Raw genomic sequence first — 16,170 nt, forward strand, 5'->3', positions numbered from 1 at the left:
TTTGGAGCTATATATTTATTTAACGGAGCGATGATTCCTGTTTTTTAGGTGGGTTGTCCATATGTATATAGCATTAATAGGTAGAAATACGGTTTCTAGCATGTTTGCTGTGGCTTCTTTCTTTAATTTGTCTATTTGACATATTTGGTTTATATGATATATTAATTGCTATAAATGAAAGCGTTTAAATTAGGAGGGCTATGAATGTTTTGGACGAAGGAAAAGGTGCAAAATCGGAATCGTGAGGTAGAGTTGTATCGCTATAACAAATCGGAAGTCATTCGAGAGTTTGGTATATTGGAAGATATGGCTGGTGAGATTGGGAGCCGGCCGGATAATTTGGTTTTTAAAGACACGATTGGTCTTGGAAGTGATTGGCGAGGTCGAGATCGGTATGTGTGGTTGCGTGCGACTGTGACGTTACCGGAGAAACAGGATGGGAAGCGAATTCTGGGTTTTTTTGATTTTGGTAAAACGGGAGCGGGGAACAATTCTGGTTTTGAGTCATTGTTGTATGTGAACGGAAAGCCGTATCAAGGCGTAGATCAGAATCATAAGGAAGTATTTTTTGATGATGGGCTTGCCGGGGAGACGCTAGAATTAACGTTTCGACTTTGGTCGGGGCTTGAAGGCGGAGGGAAGGTAACGACGCAGGAGCATCGCTTGAATGAAGCGTTTATTGGTTACTTAGATATGACAATTGATGACTTGTATTATACGGCGCATGCGGCTGTGCAAACGTTGGATTATTTGGATGAGAAAAGTACGGAGCGCCATGGTTTATTGCAGGCACTGGATCATAGCTTTCGGGTAATTGATTGGACGAAACCGGGGAGTCAGATGCATTTGGAATCATTGTATGTTGCGGGAAACTTGCTGAATGAAAAAATAGATGCGATGCCTAAAAATTTCGATGTGACGGTGACGTGTGTTGGGCACACGCATATTGATGTAGCTTGGCTATGGCGATTGAAGCATACGCGTGAGAAGTCGGCGCGTTCGTTTTCGACGGTGATGCGTTTGATGGAGCAGTATCCGAACTATGAATTTTTACAGTCTCAGCCGCAGTTGTACGCGTATATTAAAGAGGACTATCCAGACATTTATGCGAAAATGAAAGAGCGGATTGCGGATGGGCGTTGGGAAGCGGAAGGCGCGATGTGGTTGGAAGCGGATTGTAATATTCCTTCGGGCGAGTCTCTTGTACGGCAGATTTTGCAAGGAACGCGATTCTTTAAGGAGGAGTTTGGTAAGGAGAGTAAATATCTGTGGTTACCAGATGTGTTTGGTTATAGCTGGGCGCTGCCACAGATTTTGAAGAAGTCTGGGATTGAGACATTTATGACGACGAAGATTAGCTGGAATCAGTTTAATCGAATGCCGCATGATACGTTTTGGTGGCGTGGGATAGATGGTTCGGAGATTTTGACGCACTTTATTACGACGCCGGAAGTGCATGATATTTATTATACGTATAATGGGAATATCACGGCGCGAACAGTAAAGGGTGTTTGGAATAGTTATCGGGACAAGAATTTGAACAATGAGATGCTGGTGTCGTATGGTTTTGGTGATGGTGGCGGTGGTCCGACGCGGGAAATGCTTGAGATGATTGCGCGATTTGATAAGATGCCAGGCATGCCAAAAGTGGAGACAGGTCTTGCGGGGCCTTATTTTGAGCGGTTGCATGAGCGGATTGAGAACACGGAGGATTATGTGCATACGTGGAATGGGGAGCTTTATTTTGAGTACCATCGCGGGACGTATACTTCGCAGGCGTATAACAAGAAGATGAACCGAAAATTAGAGCTGTTGTTGCGGGATGCGGAATGGTTCCAAGTGTTGCAAGGACTTTCGAATGGGGATTTCGCGGCGTATCCGAGCGATTTGTTGCGTGAGAGTTGGCGCATTGTGTTGCGGAATCAGTTTCATGATATTATTCCGGGTTCTTCGATTCAGGAGGTATATGAGGACTGTGTTGTGGAATATGAGGAGGCAGAGAATTTAGCGCTTGCGGCATATGATGAAATGAGCTCGATGGATGAGACAGCGGCTGGTAGTGTGACATTGCTAAATAGTTCGATTTGGGAGCGGCCTCGTTTGGCGGAGATTGCGATTCCGACGGAGGATACTGTTGTTTGGAAGGATGAGACTGGGCAGTTATTGGATGCGGAGAAAAATGAGGCTGGAAGCTGGCTTGTGGCTGTGGAACAGTTGCCTTCGATGGGAGCTGGGACGCTTGTTTATGAGGTGGCTGATGGCGCCGTGAATGAGGAGAAGCTTGCGGAGGTTGGTGAGCAATGTTTGGAAACGAATCACTATGTGCTGACTTGGAATGAGGCGGGGCAATGGACACGGCTCTATGATAAGCAGAATCAGCGAGAAGTATTGGCGAGCGGTGAACGAGGCAATGTGCTGCAAGTTTTTGAAGATAAACCGATGAATTTTGATGCATGGGATATTGATATTTATTACCAAGAAAAAATGCGGGAAGTAACGGACTTGCAAGGTGTGACAGTGGTGCACAATGGCAAGCTAAAAGTGACGCTGGAAATGGTGTGGGCTTATGGTGATTCAAAAATTCGTCAGCGGATGCATTTGTATCGGGATAGTGCGCGGATTGATTTTGAAACGGAAGTAGATTGGCATGAACAGCAGCAGTTATTGAAAGTGGCATTCCCTGTGGATGTGATGGCGACGGAAGCGACATATGATATTCAATATGGCAATGTGAAGCGTCCAACACATTGGAACACGAGCTGGGATTATGCGCGTTTTGAAACGGTTGGACATCAATGGGCGGATTTGAGTGAAACGGGATATGGTGTGAGTATTTTAAATAATTGTAAATATGGGCATGATATTAAGGATCATGTGATACGCTTGACGTTGTTGAAATCAGCGACCTACCCGGATGTTACGCAAGACCAGGGCGAGCATCAGTTCACATACGCGTTATTGCCGCATGTTGGTGATTTTGTAGCGGGTGACGTTGTGCAGGAGGCTTGGATGCTTAATAATCCACTTCGCGTAGCGTTGGGAGCACATGATAATCGTTCGTTGTTACGGACGAATAAGGAGCAAGTGCAGATTGACGCGGTGAAAAAGGCGGAAGATGACGACACGGTTATTATTCGCTTGCATGAGTTTACTGGTGGACGTGGCAATATTACGCTTACGAGTGATTTTGAGCTTGTGTCATGGCAGGAATGCGATTTGATGGAGCGACCGATAGGCGAATTAAAAACAGGTGATTTTGTATTTTCGGTAACACCGTACGAGGTAAAAACATTTAAAGTGATGATGAAATAAGATTTTAGATGCAGACGCTTACTTTCTTAGGTAGGCGTTTGTAAATTTTGTCGCATTGAAAATTAGGAGCGCTTTTGTTACAATGATGGGGTAAGCTTGAAAAACGCTTACAAGTGAGGCGGGACAATGAAATAATATACATAACAAAAGGCGTGGACTGCTTTGCAAAAACTAAAGGGAGGCTTTTAAAACGTGAAAGATATCTACAAAAAAGGGTTAAAGGTAGTTTTAGCAGCAGGTTTAACACTTGGGATTGGCACGACGGCGATTGGGAGTAATGGTTATACGGCGGATGCTGCGTTAGATTCAAATTTGGTGCCTGTACAGATCTTGGGTATTAATGATTTCCACGGGGCGCTGGATACTCCTTCTAGTTCACCGCTTGGTAAGATTGGTGGCGCGGATTATTTAGCGACGAATCTGAATAATACGGAAGCAGATTTTTTAACGGCGAATGGACTAGCAGACAATGCGGCGGGGAATTCGGTTCGTGTACAAGCTGGAGATATGGTGGGGGCTAGCCCTGCGGTATCTGGTTTGCTACAAGATGAACCAACTATTAAGGTGCTAAATCGAATGAAATTCGAGATTGGGACGCTTGGGAATCACGAGTTTGATGAAGGTTTGGCGGAGTTTAAGCGTATTTTAGATGGTGGCGATACGACTGATTTTAATGAAATCACGCAGAACTATGATCATGAGGCATCTGATATGTCGATTGTGGTGGCGAATGTGGTGAAGAAGTCGGATGGCACGATTCCTTATGGCTTTAAACCATACGAGATTAAGAATATGGGTGGCGTTGATGTTGGCTTTATCGGCGTCGTGACGACGGAGATTCCTTCTTTAGTTTTGGCGAATCATATTCAAGATTATAATTTCTTGGATGAGGCGGAAACGATTGCGAAATATTCTGCGGAACTGCAAGCAAAAGGGGTGAAGGCGATTGTGGTGCTTTCTCACGTGCCTGCTTTGACTCCTGGAAATCCGACGAATGGGGAAGGTAGTGTGTCTGGTGCTGCGGTTGACATGATGAATAAAGTGAACCAAATCGCTCCGGATAATAGTGTGGATCTTGTTCTAGCGGGACATAATCATCAATATACGAATGGCAAAGTTGGTAATACACGTATTGTGCAAAGTTATAATAATGGGAAGGCGTATTCGAATGTGACGGGTGTGCTCAATAAAACAACGAAAGATTTTGAAGCAACGCCGAATGCGGAGGTTAAATATAATTTGCAAGATGTGACACCAGATGCTGGAGTTCGTTCGGTAATTGATGAGGCGTATGCGCTTGTGAATCCAGTGATTAGTAAACCGATTGGTCAAATGGATAGTGCGGTTATGACGCGTGATACGAATGCGGATAATGAGTCGCCACTTGGCAATTTAATTACGGATGGTCAACGCGAGATGGCGAAAAAAGCAGGGATTTCTGTGGATTTTGCGATGACGAATAACGGTGGTATTCGTGCGGACTTGGTTGGTACAGCGGCGAATGGGTCTTACGCAGTGACGTGGGGCGCGGCGCAAGCGGTACAGCCTTTTGGGAACATTTTGCAAGTGGTAGAATTGACTGGCGCGGATATTGTGGAAGCGCTGAATCAGCAATATGATGAGTCTGAGAAGTACTTTTTACAAGTATCGGGTTTGACGTATACGTACACGAAGAATGATGCGGGTGAGAAGCGTGTGGTGGATGTGAAGAAAGAGGATGGCACGAAGCTGGATGAATCTGCGACTTATCGTGTGGTAATTAATGACTTTTTGTTCGGTGGCGGAGATTCGTTCTCGGCATTCACGAAAGGTAAGCAAGTCGATGTTATTGATCCAGATACGGATACATTTATTAACTATATTCAATCCCAAACGAAGCTTGTAACGCCTGAATTAGGCCGCAAGGTATTCAAAACAGAAGCTGAGATTGCGAAGGAAAAAGAAGATGCGGCTATTCAAGCAATTACGGACAGCACGACATTCCAATCGTACAAAGAAAAAGATGCTATCTTTAAAGGGAAAACGGTTCCTGGTGCGACGGTAGCTATTGATACGCTAGCTGTGAAGACGGCGAAGGCTGCACCGATTGTGGCAGATGCGGATGGTAACTTTGAAGTGGATATGGGCAGTGAGAACTTGAAAGAGGGCGATACGTTTGATGTGACGGTGACGGACGCGAATGGCTATAGTAAGGTGTTTACGGTAGCTGTGATGGCGGCTGATCCGGTTGATAACGGTGGTGGAGAAGAGGTACCTGGAGACAATAGTGGTGGAGCAACGACGCCAGACCCGAATGGTAATAATGGTGGTACGACTACGCCTGCTGTGACACCTCCAGCGGCGACGGATAATGGAAGCAAGACGCCTTCTGCTATTGTTCCTGTGAAGCAAGACGGGGCATTGCCGCAGACTGGTGATGAAACGCAAACGGGTGCCATTTTTGGTGGACTTGTATTGATTGGTGCGGCTGTCTATTATTTAAGACGCAAAGCTGCATAATTTCGGAATGGTCGGGCGTGCCTAACTGGTACGCCTGACCGTTTTTAGTATATAATGAAGACATGATGAGATTTCTGGAAGGTATGATGGCATGAAAAATGGAACGAAACCAATGTATCAGCAAATAAGTGATGATTTGAAGCGGCAAATTGCGACGGGGGAACTTGCTGTGGGTGCTAAGTTGCCGACGGAGATGGAGCTGACGAAGGCCTATCAGGTAAGCCGAATTACGACGAAGCGCGCGGTGGAAATTTTGGCGGAGGATGGGTTGATTATTCGCAGGCCGGGACGGGGTTCGTTTGTTTTGGGTGAGCCACAGAAGCATGAACGGAAGCAGACTGCGATGTTTGGAGCTGTTGTTGCTGGGATTGCTGCACCATTTGGGCAGTGTTTGATTGAGACATTGAGCGAGGAAGTTTGGGAACGGGAAGGCTCGTTATTATTGTTGCAATCGCATGGGAAGCCTGATTTGGAGGCGGATGCAATTTTGAAGTTGAAGCAGTTGGATGTGGATGGATTGCTGATTTGGCCTTCTTCTGGGGAGTACCTCGGGGCCGAGATTTTGCAGTTGATTGTGGATCGGTATCCGTTTGTTTTGATTGATCGCCAAGTGAAAGGTATGAAGACGAAGTCGGTTGGCACGAATAATGTGAAAATGACGAAGGAGGCGCTTGCGTATTTATTTTCGCAGGGGCACCGGGATATTGGCTTTGTGTCGATGGAGCCAAGTTTTAATTCTTCGGTGGAGGAGCGTCTGGAAGGGTTTATTGAGAGTCATGCGGATCAGGGCATTGCGATTCAGCGTGAGGCTTGGCTGGTTGATGCCCAAGTGGATTTGTTGCATGGGCAATTGGTTGATTTATTACAGCGAAATCCGACGTTGACGGCATTGTTTGTGGCTGAATATGAATTGGCGGTTCGTGTTTGGGAGAGTTTACAAAGCTTGGGGTATCGAGTGCCTACAGATATTTCGCTCATATGCTTTGATTCGCCAGAGGAGCTTGCTGGTGGGGTTTGTTTTACGCATGTGAAGCAAGATGAGGTTGCGATTGCTAAAGAGGCTGTGGCGCTTTTAAAACGGGCCATTGCAGGGGACGCTAAACCGGAACGCGTGTTGTTAGATGGCGAACTTGTTTTAGGGGATACGGTAGCTGTTAGAAAACAATAAAAAGCATCAAATCGAAAGGACAAGAGCGCGAATGCTTTGCCTCAGGATTTGATGCTTTTTTGACGCCTAGACTTCCATAATGATTGGTAAAATCATTGGCCGACGCTTTGTTTTTTCGTAAAGGAATGGTTGAAGTGTGTCGGTAATTTCGTTTTTGATTTCAGACCATTGTGTGGCTTTGCCATCCATCACTTTGTTTAGGTGACGGCGCAGTAAGCCTTGTGCTTCGTTGATGAGGTTGCCTGATTCGCGCATGTAGATGAAACCGCGGGAAATGATATCAGGGCCTGCCATTACTTTGTTTTTGTTCATGCTAATGGAAACAACAACGATAACGAGTCCTTCTTCGGACAAGACGCGGCGATCGCGCAATACGATGTTTCCGATGTCGCCAATGCCACTTCCGTCGATATACACGCTTGCTGCTTGGATTTTACCTGCAACATGTGCAGAATCAGCGGTTAAAGCAAGGACATCACCGTTTTCCATGATGAAGCTATTTTCTAATGGAACACCGCAATTAAACGCGGATTGGGCGTGTAATTTTTGCATGCGGAATTCGCCGTGAATTGGCATGAAATATTTAGGCTTCATTAGGCGAAGCATTAGTTTCTGTTCTTGTTGGCCACCGTGACCAGATGTGTGAATGTTGTTTACTTTACCGTGGATAACTTCAGCGCCTGCTTGATATAGTAAGTTGATTGTGCGGTTTACGCTGATTGTGTTTCCTGGAATCGGTGAAGATGAGAAAACAACAGTGTCGCCTGGTTGAATTTGAATTTGGCGGTGCGTCCCGTTAGCGATACGTGAAAGTGCTGCCATTGGCTCTCCTTGGCTACCTGTACAAAGAATCGTTACTTCGTTGGCTGCCAGTTTGTTCAGTTGACCCCATTCGATAAACGTGTCTTTTGGTGCCTGAATATAGCCAAGTTCAATTCCGATAGCAATTGCTGAATCCATACTACGACCGAAAACAGCGATTTTACGGCCAGTTTCAACTGCAGATTCAACAACTTGTTGTAAACGATAAATGTTGGATGCGAATGTTGCAAAAATAATTCGGCCGTCCACATCACGGAAAATATTTTTGATGCTTTCGCCAACAACGCGTTCGCTCATTGTAAAGTTTGGAACTTCGGCGTTTGTGGAGTCAGATAGCAAGCAAAGCACGCCTTCTTTTCCGATTTCCGCCATTTTTGTTAAGTTTGCTGGTTCGCCAACAGGTGTAAAGTCAAACTTGAAATCGCCTGTGTGGACGATGTTACCAGATGGTGTTTTGACAACAATCCCGTAGGAATCAGGGATACTATGTGTTGTTGCGAAGAATGAAATACTAGTTTTGCGGAATTTGAAAACATCGTCTTCTTCAAATTCATAGATTTTTGTTTGGCGTAACAAGCCATGTTCTTCTAATTTATTGCGAATTAATGCTGCAGCTAATTTTCCAGCATAAACGGGGATATTTAGTTCGCGAAGCAAGTAAGGAACGCCACCGATATGATCCTCGTGACCATGGGTGATGAAAAGGCCTTTAATTTTTTCTTTGTTTTTTATTAGATAGGTGTAATCAGGAATAACGTAATCAATGCCTAGCAGTTCATCTTCTGGGAACTTAATACCAGCATCGATGAGGATTATTTCATCCTGAAATTGCACGCCGTATGTGTTTTTTCCGATTTCGCCTAGACCACCGAGTGCGAAAACGGCTGTTTCATTATTTTTTACAAATTTCATAGCAGATTACTGCCCCCACAGTTGAAAATCTTCATTTTGTTTTTCATATTGTAGGTGTGCTTCGCTAAGTTCCTCTATTAGTTCGATATGGAAGGGTTGGTCTTTAAGAATAACGCGAACTTCTGGCGCGCCACTTGCTTCCACATAAATCGATTTTGTCTTCTCTCTTACTGGTGTTTCCGTTTTTGTTTCTTGAAAATACACTTTAAAAATCATTTTTTTCTCTCCTTTATGTTTAAGTTAATATTCATTGTAAAAACAGCACTGCTCCTCATTTGCAGTCTATTTACATACAGTTTCATGGATAAAAAGGGTGACGACGCTAATAAAAAGGCAAAAAGAAACAATGGTAGCCATACGTATCGATATTGCTAAGGTGAGCTACGAGTTTAGCTTATAACATGACATTCTGCGCATCTTCTCCCTACTACAATTGAATACCATTATTCTGCGCATTTTAAACAAAATGGGAAGAAAATGATTTCAATTCATGGCAGGTATAACGAGTCACTTCATTTTGAAAAAGAATCCGAACTTTTATCCTTGAGTTCTAATATACCATAAAAATCAATAAATGCTACTACAATATCTTAAAAAAGGGTAGAAAATACAAGAAGTACTTACGAAATTTATTTTTTTAGTCGCAAACAGTCGTCTTTTTCGTTCGAAATTGCCCGTTTTTGTGTTTTTTTTGGTATACTGATGTGGAGAACTTTTTTTGGGTGTTGTTTCCCCGCAAATTTGGTTTTGAGGAGATTGGTCATGAAAAAAATTGTGTTTTTTGACGTGGACGGTACATTGGTGAACGAACAGAAAGAAATTCCAGATTCGGCAAGAAAAGCTGTGAAAGCTTTGCAAGACAAGGATGTTTACGTAGCTATTGCATCTGGTCGCGCACCATTTTTATTAAAAGAAATATGTAAAGAACTAAATATTAATTCGTATGTGAGCTTTAATGGGCAATACGTGGTTTTTGAAGGGGAGATGGTTTTTGATAATCCGCTACCACAGCAATCGATGGAGCGCTTGATTGTGCTTAGTGAGGAGTTGGATCACCCGCTTGTGTTCATGAATGAGGAGACGCTTCGCACGAATATTCCGGATCATCATAAAGTACATGAAGGGATGAATTCACTGAAAGAAGGATATCCTGAGCTTGATGCCGAGTTTTATAAAGACCGGACACTATATCAATGTTTGCTTTTTGCGGACGAGAGTTATGATGCGTTTTACAAAGAAAATTTCCCGGAATACGGCTTTTTGCGTTGGCATGATGTGTCGATGGATGTAGCACCAGCCAATGGGTCTAAAGCAGTAGGAATTCGCGAAATGCTAAAACGTCTCGACTTCAAAATTGAAGATGCCTATGCGTTTGGCGACGGTTTAAATGATATTGAAATGTTACAAGAAGTCGGCACGGGAGTCGCGATGGGAAATGGTCGCGATGAAGTAAAAGCAGTGGCGGATTATGTGACGGATTCGGTGGATGACGACGGTCTGTTAAAGGGATTACAACATTTAGGATTATTATAAAAGAAACGGCGAGTCAACTCTGATTCGCCATTTTTGTAGTGCCACTAGAGTTTCATGAATCGCAAGGAAATACATGGTGATAGAATAATTTTTCTCTTCGGGTAAGATGTGTTTCCTGCCGTACACAAATCGAGCGCTTGTCGCCGATTTATCTGGGGTATGCTCTCAATTCAAACAAATCTGGAGAGAGGGAATGCCTGATGTCAGTCGCAGAAGCGTTAACAGTGGCTATTGGCTTTGGTATGTTTGTTGTATCATTAGTCAAGTTAGTTATTGTTATCGTGGACACATCAAGACACGACAAATAAAACCCATCTAAACCATTCTCTGACCAGAGATTTAGATGGGTTTTAACCATTTAAATTGGAAAGTCGCCGTCTTTGCAACGATCTATGTAACTCCACAAAGAGTGAGTCATGCGACAACATGGCTCTCTTTTAATGATTATATTATAGCATGCGAAGAGAGAATGCTATAATATAAAATTCGAATTATGAATGGCGCTCTTTATTCCAGATATCCATTGCGAAATGGAAAGAAAAGGCGTAAAATAGATAATGAATTTTTGCTTTAAAGGGGCAAAGATGACATAGACAAAAAACAAAAGGAGTAGTTGCAAAATGAGTAATAATAGTAGTGGCAAGAAGTTTCAGCCTTACATACCTGCCTCTAAATCATTACCAGAATTGACCGTGACAGCTATTGTTCTTGGTATTATTCTTTCGATTTTGTTTGGTGCAGCTAATGCTTACTTAGGTCTTAAAGTGGGCTTGACTGTATCGGCGTCGATTCCGGCAGCGGTCATCTCGATGGGGATTTTGCGGGGGATATTTAGGCGTGATTCTATTTTAGAGAACAATATTGTACAGACAATGACAACTGCAGGGGAAGCGCTTGGTGCTGGTGCGGTGTTCACGATTCCAGCGTTGTTCATGATGGGGGTGGAAATCAAACAAATCATGCTCGTGTTTATTGTTCTAACTGGTGGATTCCTAGGGGTATTCATGATGGTGCCGCTAAGAAGAATGCTGATTGTTAATGAGCATGAAACTTTACCATATCCAGAAGGAACCGCATGTGCCGAAGTGCTAAAAACCGGTGAAAAAGGTGGCGGCACACAGGCAAAACTTGTTGTTTTTGGTTTTGCGATTGGTGGTGTTGTCAAGGTTCTTACAGATGGGTTTAAATTGTTTAGAAGCGATGTGCAGACTGGTATTTATAATTTCCAAAATGCGTTTATCGGGACGCAAATTTATCCCGCATTACTAGGTGTTGGTTTCATTATCGGACCAAAGATTGCTGGGCAGATGGTTGCCGGTGGTTTGATGGCTTCGCTTGTATTGATTCCTTCGATTGCATTTTTCGGAGCGGGAAGTTCAGACGTTATTTTCCCAGCGACGGAAGCTTTGAAAACATTAGATGCCAGTATGATTTGGGATAATTATATTCGTTACATCGGTGCGGGAGCGGTTGCTGCGGGTGGTTTGATTACACTTGCGAAAACGTTACCAGCGATTTGGCAGACGCTTCGTAGTACGATGATAGGCTTGAATAAGAGTAAAGGTTATAAAGTCATGGAATTGGAGCGTACGGATAAAGATATTCCGATGAAATGGGTTCTGATTGGGATTGCTGTTTTGATTGTGGTGATTGCTTTTGATCCATTTACGAATGTCGGGGTTATCGGAGCGCTTGCAATTGCGATTTTTGGCTTCTTATTTGTAACGGTTGCGTCAAGGATTGTTGGGATTGTTGGTAGTTCTTCGTCGCCTGTTTCTGGGATGACGATTGCGACACTTCTCATTGTGGCGATTGCGTATAAATCGTTTGGTTACACGGGGACAGAGGGAATTATTTTAACATTGACGGTTGCTGCGATTGTTTGTACGGCGCTTGCTGTAGCTGGAGACATTTCCCAAGATTTAAAAACGGGGTATCTAGTTGGTGGAACGCCTTGGAAACAACAAGTGGCGATGATGATTGGTGTCATGGCGAGTGGTCTTGTGATGGGGTACATTTTGACATTGCTAGATAATGCGTACGGTATGGGCTCTGAAGCTTTGCCAGCACCGAAAGCAGCTTTGATGAAAATTTTGGCGGAAGGTATTTTAAATGGTAACTTGCCGTGGACATTAATTTTCATTGGGGTAGCGATTGCGGTTGTGATTGAATTCTTAGGTTTGAACTCGCTTGTTTTTGCGGTTGGGCTTTACTTGCCGCTAAATATTAGTGCGACAGTTATGTTCGGTGGTTTCGTTCGATTGATCGTGAACCAAGTGATTAAGCGCAAAAAAGACAAGGAAAAAGCGGTGCGTATTGAGCGTGGAACATTGTTTGCTTCAGGACTTATTGCAGGGGAGTCGTTGCTAGGCGTTATTATCGCGTTCATCATTTCGATTAACCCGAATATTATTCCGACAGAATACTTGCTTTCGAATCAGTGGCTGCCATTCTTGGTGTTCTTGATTGTGTGCGCGCTACTTTACTTCTCCACAGTGCCGCGTAAGCAAAAAGCGTAATTGAGGAGCTTTGAAAAATGAAGAGAAAAGAACGACGAAATATGTTGGAAGAGATTCCGAACTTGAAGGATAACTTAAAACTGGAAGTCGTAGAAAAAGAGAAGTTCTTGATTGTCCCGCGTTCGGCTTGGCTTGAGCGCGTGGCCATCAGGGTTTTGAAACAACCAGCGATACGGCGGATTAAACTTGATGAACATGGCTATTTTATTTTAACGCAAATGGACGGGAAAACAACGATTCCTGAGATGGAAGAACGGTTTTCGCGGACGTTTGGAAATGAAGATGGCATGAGCTTGGCAAGACTTGTACGTTTTTTGCAAGTGATGGATTCGTATAGTTGGTTGAAATGGGAAAGAGAATAAGAGGGTAGTGGAGATCAGGATTTGGTCTCCACTATTTTTTGGTGTAAAATATGGTATGATTTATAGGAATATCGACATGGGGAATCGCGAAATGATTTTTTTAGTTGCTAAGAATTTTTGGTTTGACACCGTACGAAGAATGCATGAAAAGGGAGGAGCAGTGCATGAATAAGCCATTTCTTTGGGAGATGATAATTTTTATCGTCACTGTAGGCGTAGCGATAATTGTTTTTAATTTGATTGATGACTTGCCTTTGTTAGCCAGGTTTGGGATTAGTGTTGTGATGTTCCTCTGTATTTTTGAGATTAGTAAATATGTACGAAAACGTTTAAACCACTGATTTAATCGCGAATCAGTGGTTTTTTCTCGTCTTCTTGTAGATCTTTCTTAAGAAACTTAAGCTCGGCGATAATCATGATGCTGATGATGATAAGCAAATACCAACTTGTGATTTTGCCGAAGCCGACGAGTTGCCAAGTGACTTCTTGGTTGGGATAATACCACGCGCCGAAGAAGCTGGCGATGTTTTCTGCAACCCAAATGAAGAAAGCGATGAGCAGGAAGGAGAGGGATAGCGGCATGTGAAGTCGTTTGTCGCCGACTGTGAAAAAGACAATGGTGCGCAGGAATAGGAGCAGGACGGCGATGATGAGAATGTAGCGCAAATCCCAGATGTAATGGTGAGTGAAAAAGTTTAGGTAAATGGCGGTGCAGAGTGTGATGACCAGTCCGCTTTTTGGCCAGTTTGTGACGGTTAGATCGAATCGTTTCCAGGCTTGGCAAATGTAGCTGGCGACGCTTGAGTACATGAAACCACTGTACAATGGGACGCCAAGAATTTTTGCGTAGCCGGCTTCGGGGTAGGTCCACGAGCCATATGGGTTTTGTAAATTTCAAGGACAAGCCCGATGATATGAAAAAGCATGATGACTTTGAGTTCATCCCACGTCTCGAGGCCGAATTTGATGAGCAGAAGTTGTGCAATAATGCAGATGATGAGCAGTAAATCGTACCTCGGAAGGAACGGAATGGGCAAGTATTTGGAAAAGGCTAGGGACAGGAAAATGATAGCTGGGAAAATACAGCAGAGCATTTGTTGCCATGTGAACTGCCATAGTAGATTTAGAAAACGCATGGGAAACCTCCTGAAAAATCTAACGATAGTTTTGGTTAAAGAACGGTGCTTCGTCTTGGAAGGGCTGTTTTTTTGTATGTAATGCTTGGAGTAAGGAACGTATTCGTAGGTTGTTGTCGCATAATAATGTCTCGATTTCGTCTTTGCAGTAAGGGATGCAGGCGGTGAGGTAATGTTCTGCGGTGTTTGTGACTGCGTAGGCGTTGTTTTGTTCAATGAGTGTGACGAAAACTTCTGAGGTGACGTTTGGCGTATCGGTGGGGATAGCAGGTAATGACTGAACGCCTGTTTTTGTGACATCGCTGCGTAAACCCCGCCGAGTGGGCCTTTATCGATGAATGGTGCTTGGTCGGAAAGAACTATGACCGCTGTGTGTTTGAACAGTTGATGAATGGCTGGAAAAAGTCGTTCGTTTGTTACGACGAATACGGTATGTACGAGTGGGAGCATTTTGGAGACGGTTTGTTCGACCCAAGTTGGTGCGTTGGAAGATTCTTGATACAATGCTTTATCTTCACCAAATCGTGTCGAATTTCCACCAGCTAAAACGATGCCAGCGATTAGTTTAGTTTTTGACAAGACGACCATCCTTTATTTTTAAAATTTCTCCGGTTAGGGAGGCTGCTTCTTGGTGGTAATGGGTGACAAAGATAACGGGAATGTCGAAATCGCGTGCCATTTGCCCGACGAGTTCGATACAGATGTTGCGTGTGTCTTCGTCAAGGCCGTTGAACGGTTCATCAAGGAGTAGTAAATTAGGATTCGTAATCATGGCGCGTGCCATTGCTACGCGTTGTTTCTCTCCGCCAGATAGTTTTTGTACGGAGGAGAATAGTAGATGGGATATTTTTAAGTAGTCGCTTATTTTGCGGACTTGTTGTTCGATTTCTGGGCGTTGTTTTTTTGCTGCTACAAGGCCGAATGCGATGTTGTTAAAGACGTTCATATTTGGAAACAGTGCTAGGTTTTGGAAGAGATAGCCGACTTTGCGGGCGGATGTTGGGACAAAGATGTCGCTGTAGGTGTTGTCCCACGATGTGTTGTTGAATTCGATGATGCCTTCGTCGATGCGTTTTAAGCCGCTGATACATTGAAATAAGGTAGATTTTCCCGAGCCGCTTGCGCCCATGATAGCTGTGATTGGTGCGACAAGGTCATAATCGATGTCAAGATCGTGAAAGGGGAGTTTCTTTTTGAATTTTAAACGGATTCCCATGGGTTACATTCCTCTCATTAGGTTGGTTTGGCGGACGGTTAGGATATGGATGACTAGTAGTGCGAAAACGCCGATGATGACATTGATGATGCCAAGGTAAATCGCGGTGCGCATGTCACCTTGTTGCACCATGAAATAAATGCTAGATGCGATTGTATTGGTTTTGCCTTCGATATATCCTGCGACCATGAGGCTGGCTCCGAATTCACCCATCGCTCTGCAAAAACTAAGTAAAATCCCAGCTAGGATTGGCTGCCAGCAATTCGGTAAAATGACTTTGAAAAAGATGGTTCTTGTGGTGGCGGAGAGCGTTTGCGCGGCCCAAACTAAGTCGTGGTCAATGGATAAGAAGGCGCTTTTTAGGCCTTGGTACATAATTGGCAAAATGATGATAGTTGTGGCAATGATGGCGCCGGCTAGTGTGAAGATGAAGCTGTAGTTGAAGCTATTCCACAAAAAGGCACCGAGCAAATCGTTCTTGCCGAAGAGACCTAGCAGGATGAGACCGACGACGGTTGGTGGTAATACGAGTGGTAGTAAAATGATGATTTCGATACCTAATTGGAATTTTGATTTATGGTTAGCAAAATAATAACTGAGCGGTAGCATTGATAAAAACGCGAGAAATGTGGATACAATCGCGACGATAAGTGAATGCAAAACGGGTGTGAGCATTGTTTAGGACCTCCAA

Annotated in this window: 11 protein-coding genes and 2 pseudogenes; 7 read left to right on the plus strand and 6 right to left on the minus strand. The window is 43.8% G+C overall.

Features of this window, described 5'->3' with window-relative positions:
* The first annotated feature begins 204 nt into the window (after positions 1–204).
* The 3 genes from PRIP_RS00760 (at position 205) to PRIP_RS00770 (ending at position 6,979) form a co-directional block, all read left to right on the plus strand.
* Complete coding sequence (locus tag PRIP_RS00760; RefSeq protein ID WP_036098946.1) at positions 205–3,312, plus strand: alpha-mannosidase; 3,108 nt, start codon at positions 205–207, stop codon at positions 3,310–3,312.
* A gap of 192 nt (positions 3,313–3,504) precedes the next feature.
* Positions 3,505–5,811: a bifunctional metallophosphatase/5'-nucleotidase gene (locus PRIP_RS00765; RefSeq protein ID WP_036098947.1), complete on the plus strand. Its 2,307-nt coding sequence runs from the start codon at positions 3,505–3,507 to the stop codon at positions 5,809–5,811.
* A gap of 91 nt (positions 5,812–5,902) precedes the next feature.
* A complete protein-coding gene (locus tag PRIP_RS00770) occupies positions 5,903–6,979 on the plus strand; it encodes a GntR family transcriptional regulator (protein WP_036098948.1) in 1,077 nt (358 codons plus the stop codon).
* A 66-nt stretch (positions 6,980–7,045) separates the two neighbouring features.
* Here the strand turns inward: PRIP_RS00770 and rnjA are convergent, their stop codons facing one another.
* Together rnjA and PRIP_RS00780 are read right to left on the minus strand one after the other, a co-directional pair.
* Complete coding sequence (gene rnjA / locus PRIP_RS00775) at positions 7,046–8,713, minus strand: ribonuclease J1 (RefSeq protein ID WP_036098949.1); 1,668 nt, start codon at positions 8,711–8,713, stop codon at positions 7,046–7,048.
* 6 nt (positions 8,714–8,719) lie between these two features.
* Positions 8,720–8,929 (minus strand): DNA-dependent RNA polymerase subunit epsilon, encoded by a 210-nt coding sequence (locus tag PRIP_RS00780; protein WP_036086579.1) that lies wholly within the window; start codon positions 8,927–8,929, stop codon positions 8,720–8,722.
* A gap of 546 nt (positions 8,930–9,475) precedes the next feature.
* On the opposite strand from PRIP_RS00780, the gene PRIP_RS00785 reads away from it, so the two are divergent.
* From PRIP_RS00785 to PRIP_RS00795, 4 genes are all read left to right on the plus strand, one after another.
* The gene (locus PRIP_RS00785; RefSeq protein ID WP_036098950.1) at positions 9,476–10,246 is read left to right on the plus strand and encodes a Cof-type HAD-IIB family hydrolase; all 771 of its coding nucleotides are present in this window, start codon (positions 9,476–9,478) and stop codon (positions 10,244–10,246) included.
* A gap of 200 nt (positions 10,247–10,446) precedes the next feature.
* Entirely contained in the window at positions 10,447–10,554 is a 108-nt protein-coding gene (locus PRIP_RS16590) for a putative holin-like toxin (protein WP_077912864.1), read from the plus strand.
* Positions 10,555–10,866: 312 nt separating this feature from the next.
* Positions 10,867–12,765, plus strand: a complete 1,899-nt coding sequence (locus PRIP_RS00790; protein ID WP_036098951.1) for an OPT family oligopeptide transporter — start codon at positions 10,867–10,869, stop codon at positions 12,763–12,765.
* Positions 12,766–12,782: 17 nt separating this feature from the next.
* A complete protein-coding gene (locus PRIP_RS00795) occupies positions 12,783–13,127 on the plus strand; it encodes a PqqD family protein (RefSeq protein WP_036098952.1) in 345 nt (114 codons plus the stop codon).
* A gap of 342 nt (positions 13,128–13,469) precedes the next feature.
* Here PRIP_RS00795 and PRIP_RS18340 read toward each other — a convergent pair.
* From PRIP_RS18340 to PRIP_RS00810, 4 genes and pseudogenes are all read right to left on the minus strand, one after another.
* Positions 13,470–14,263 (minus strand): annotated as a pseudogene (locus PRIP_RS18340) (DUF817 domain-containing protein).
* Between the two features lie 279 nt (positions 14,264–14,542).
* Positions 14,543–14,851, minus strand: a pseudogene (locus tag PRIP_RS18345) (NTP transferase domain-containing protein); the annotation flags it as partial.
* Positions 14,829–15,479 (minus strand): ATP-binding cassette domain-containing protein, encoded by a 651-nt coding sequence (locus tag PRIP_RS00805; RefSeq protein ID WP_036098953.1) that lies wholly within the window; start codon positions 15,477–15,479, stop codon positions 14,829–14,831. The gene PRIP_RS00805 and the pseudogene PRIP_RS18345, both read right to left, overlap by 23 nt.
* A 3-nt stretch (positions 15,480–15,482) precedes the next feature.
* Positions 15,483–16,154, minus strand: a complete 672-nt coding sequence (locus PRIP_RS00810) for a molybdate ABC transporter permease subunit (RefSeq protein ID WP_036098954.1) — start codon at positions 16,152–16,154, stop codon at positions 15,483–15,485.
* Positions 16,155–16,170: the final 16 nt, after the last annotated feature.

The organism is Paenilisteria riparia FSL S10-1204 (assembly GCF_000525995.1).
Lineage (GTDB): Bacteria > Bacillota > Bacilli > Lactobacillales > Listeriaceae > Listeria_A > Listeria_A riparia.

Excerpts from the sequence above, each read along its gene's own strand:
- PRIP_RS00795 (WP_036098952.1), top strand. The coding sequence starts at position 12,783 with ATGAAGAGAAAAGAACGACGAAATATGTTGGAAGAGATTCCGAACTTG.
- PRIP_RS00770 (WP_036098948.1), top strand. The coding sequence starts at position 5,903 with ATGAAAAATGGAACGAAACCAATGTATCAGCAAATAAGTGATGATTTG.
- PRIP_RS00805 (WP_036098953.1), bottom strand. The coding sequence starts at position 15,479 with ATGGGAATCCGTTTAAAATTCAAAAAGAAACTCCCCTTTCACGATCTT.
- PRIP_RS16590 (WP_077912864.1), top strand. The coding sequence starts at position 10,447 with ATGTCAGTCGCAGAAGCGTTAACAGTGGCTATTGGCTTTGGTATGTTT.
- PRIP_RS00785 (WP_036098950.1), top strand. The coding sequence starts at position 9,476 with ATGAAAAAAATTGTGTTTTTTGACGTGGACGGTACATTGGTGAACGAA.
- PRIP_RS00760 (WP_036098946.1), top strand. The coding sequence starts at position 205 with ATGTTTTGGACGAAGGAAAAGGTGCAAAATCGGAATCGTGAGGTAGAG.
- PRIP_RS00810 (WP_036098954.1), bottom strand. The coding sequence starts at position 16,154 with ATGCTCACACCCGTTTTGCATTCACTTATCGTCGCGATTGTATCCACA.
- PRIP_RS00780 (WP_036086579.1), bottom strand. The coding sequence starts at position 8,929 with ATGATTTTTAAAGTGTATTTTCAAGAAACAAAAACGGAAACACCAGTA.
- rnjA (WP_036098949.1), bottom strand. The coding sequence starts at position 8,713 with ATGAAATTTGTAAAAAATAATGAAACAGCCGTTTTCGCACTCGGTGGT.
- PRIP_RS00790 (WP_036098951.1), top strand. The coding sequence starts at position 10,867 with ATGAGTAATAATAGTAGTGGCAAGAAGTTTCAGCCTTACATACCTGCC.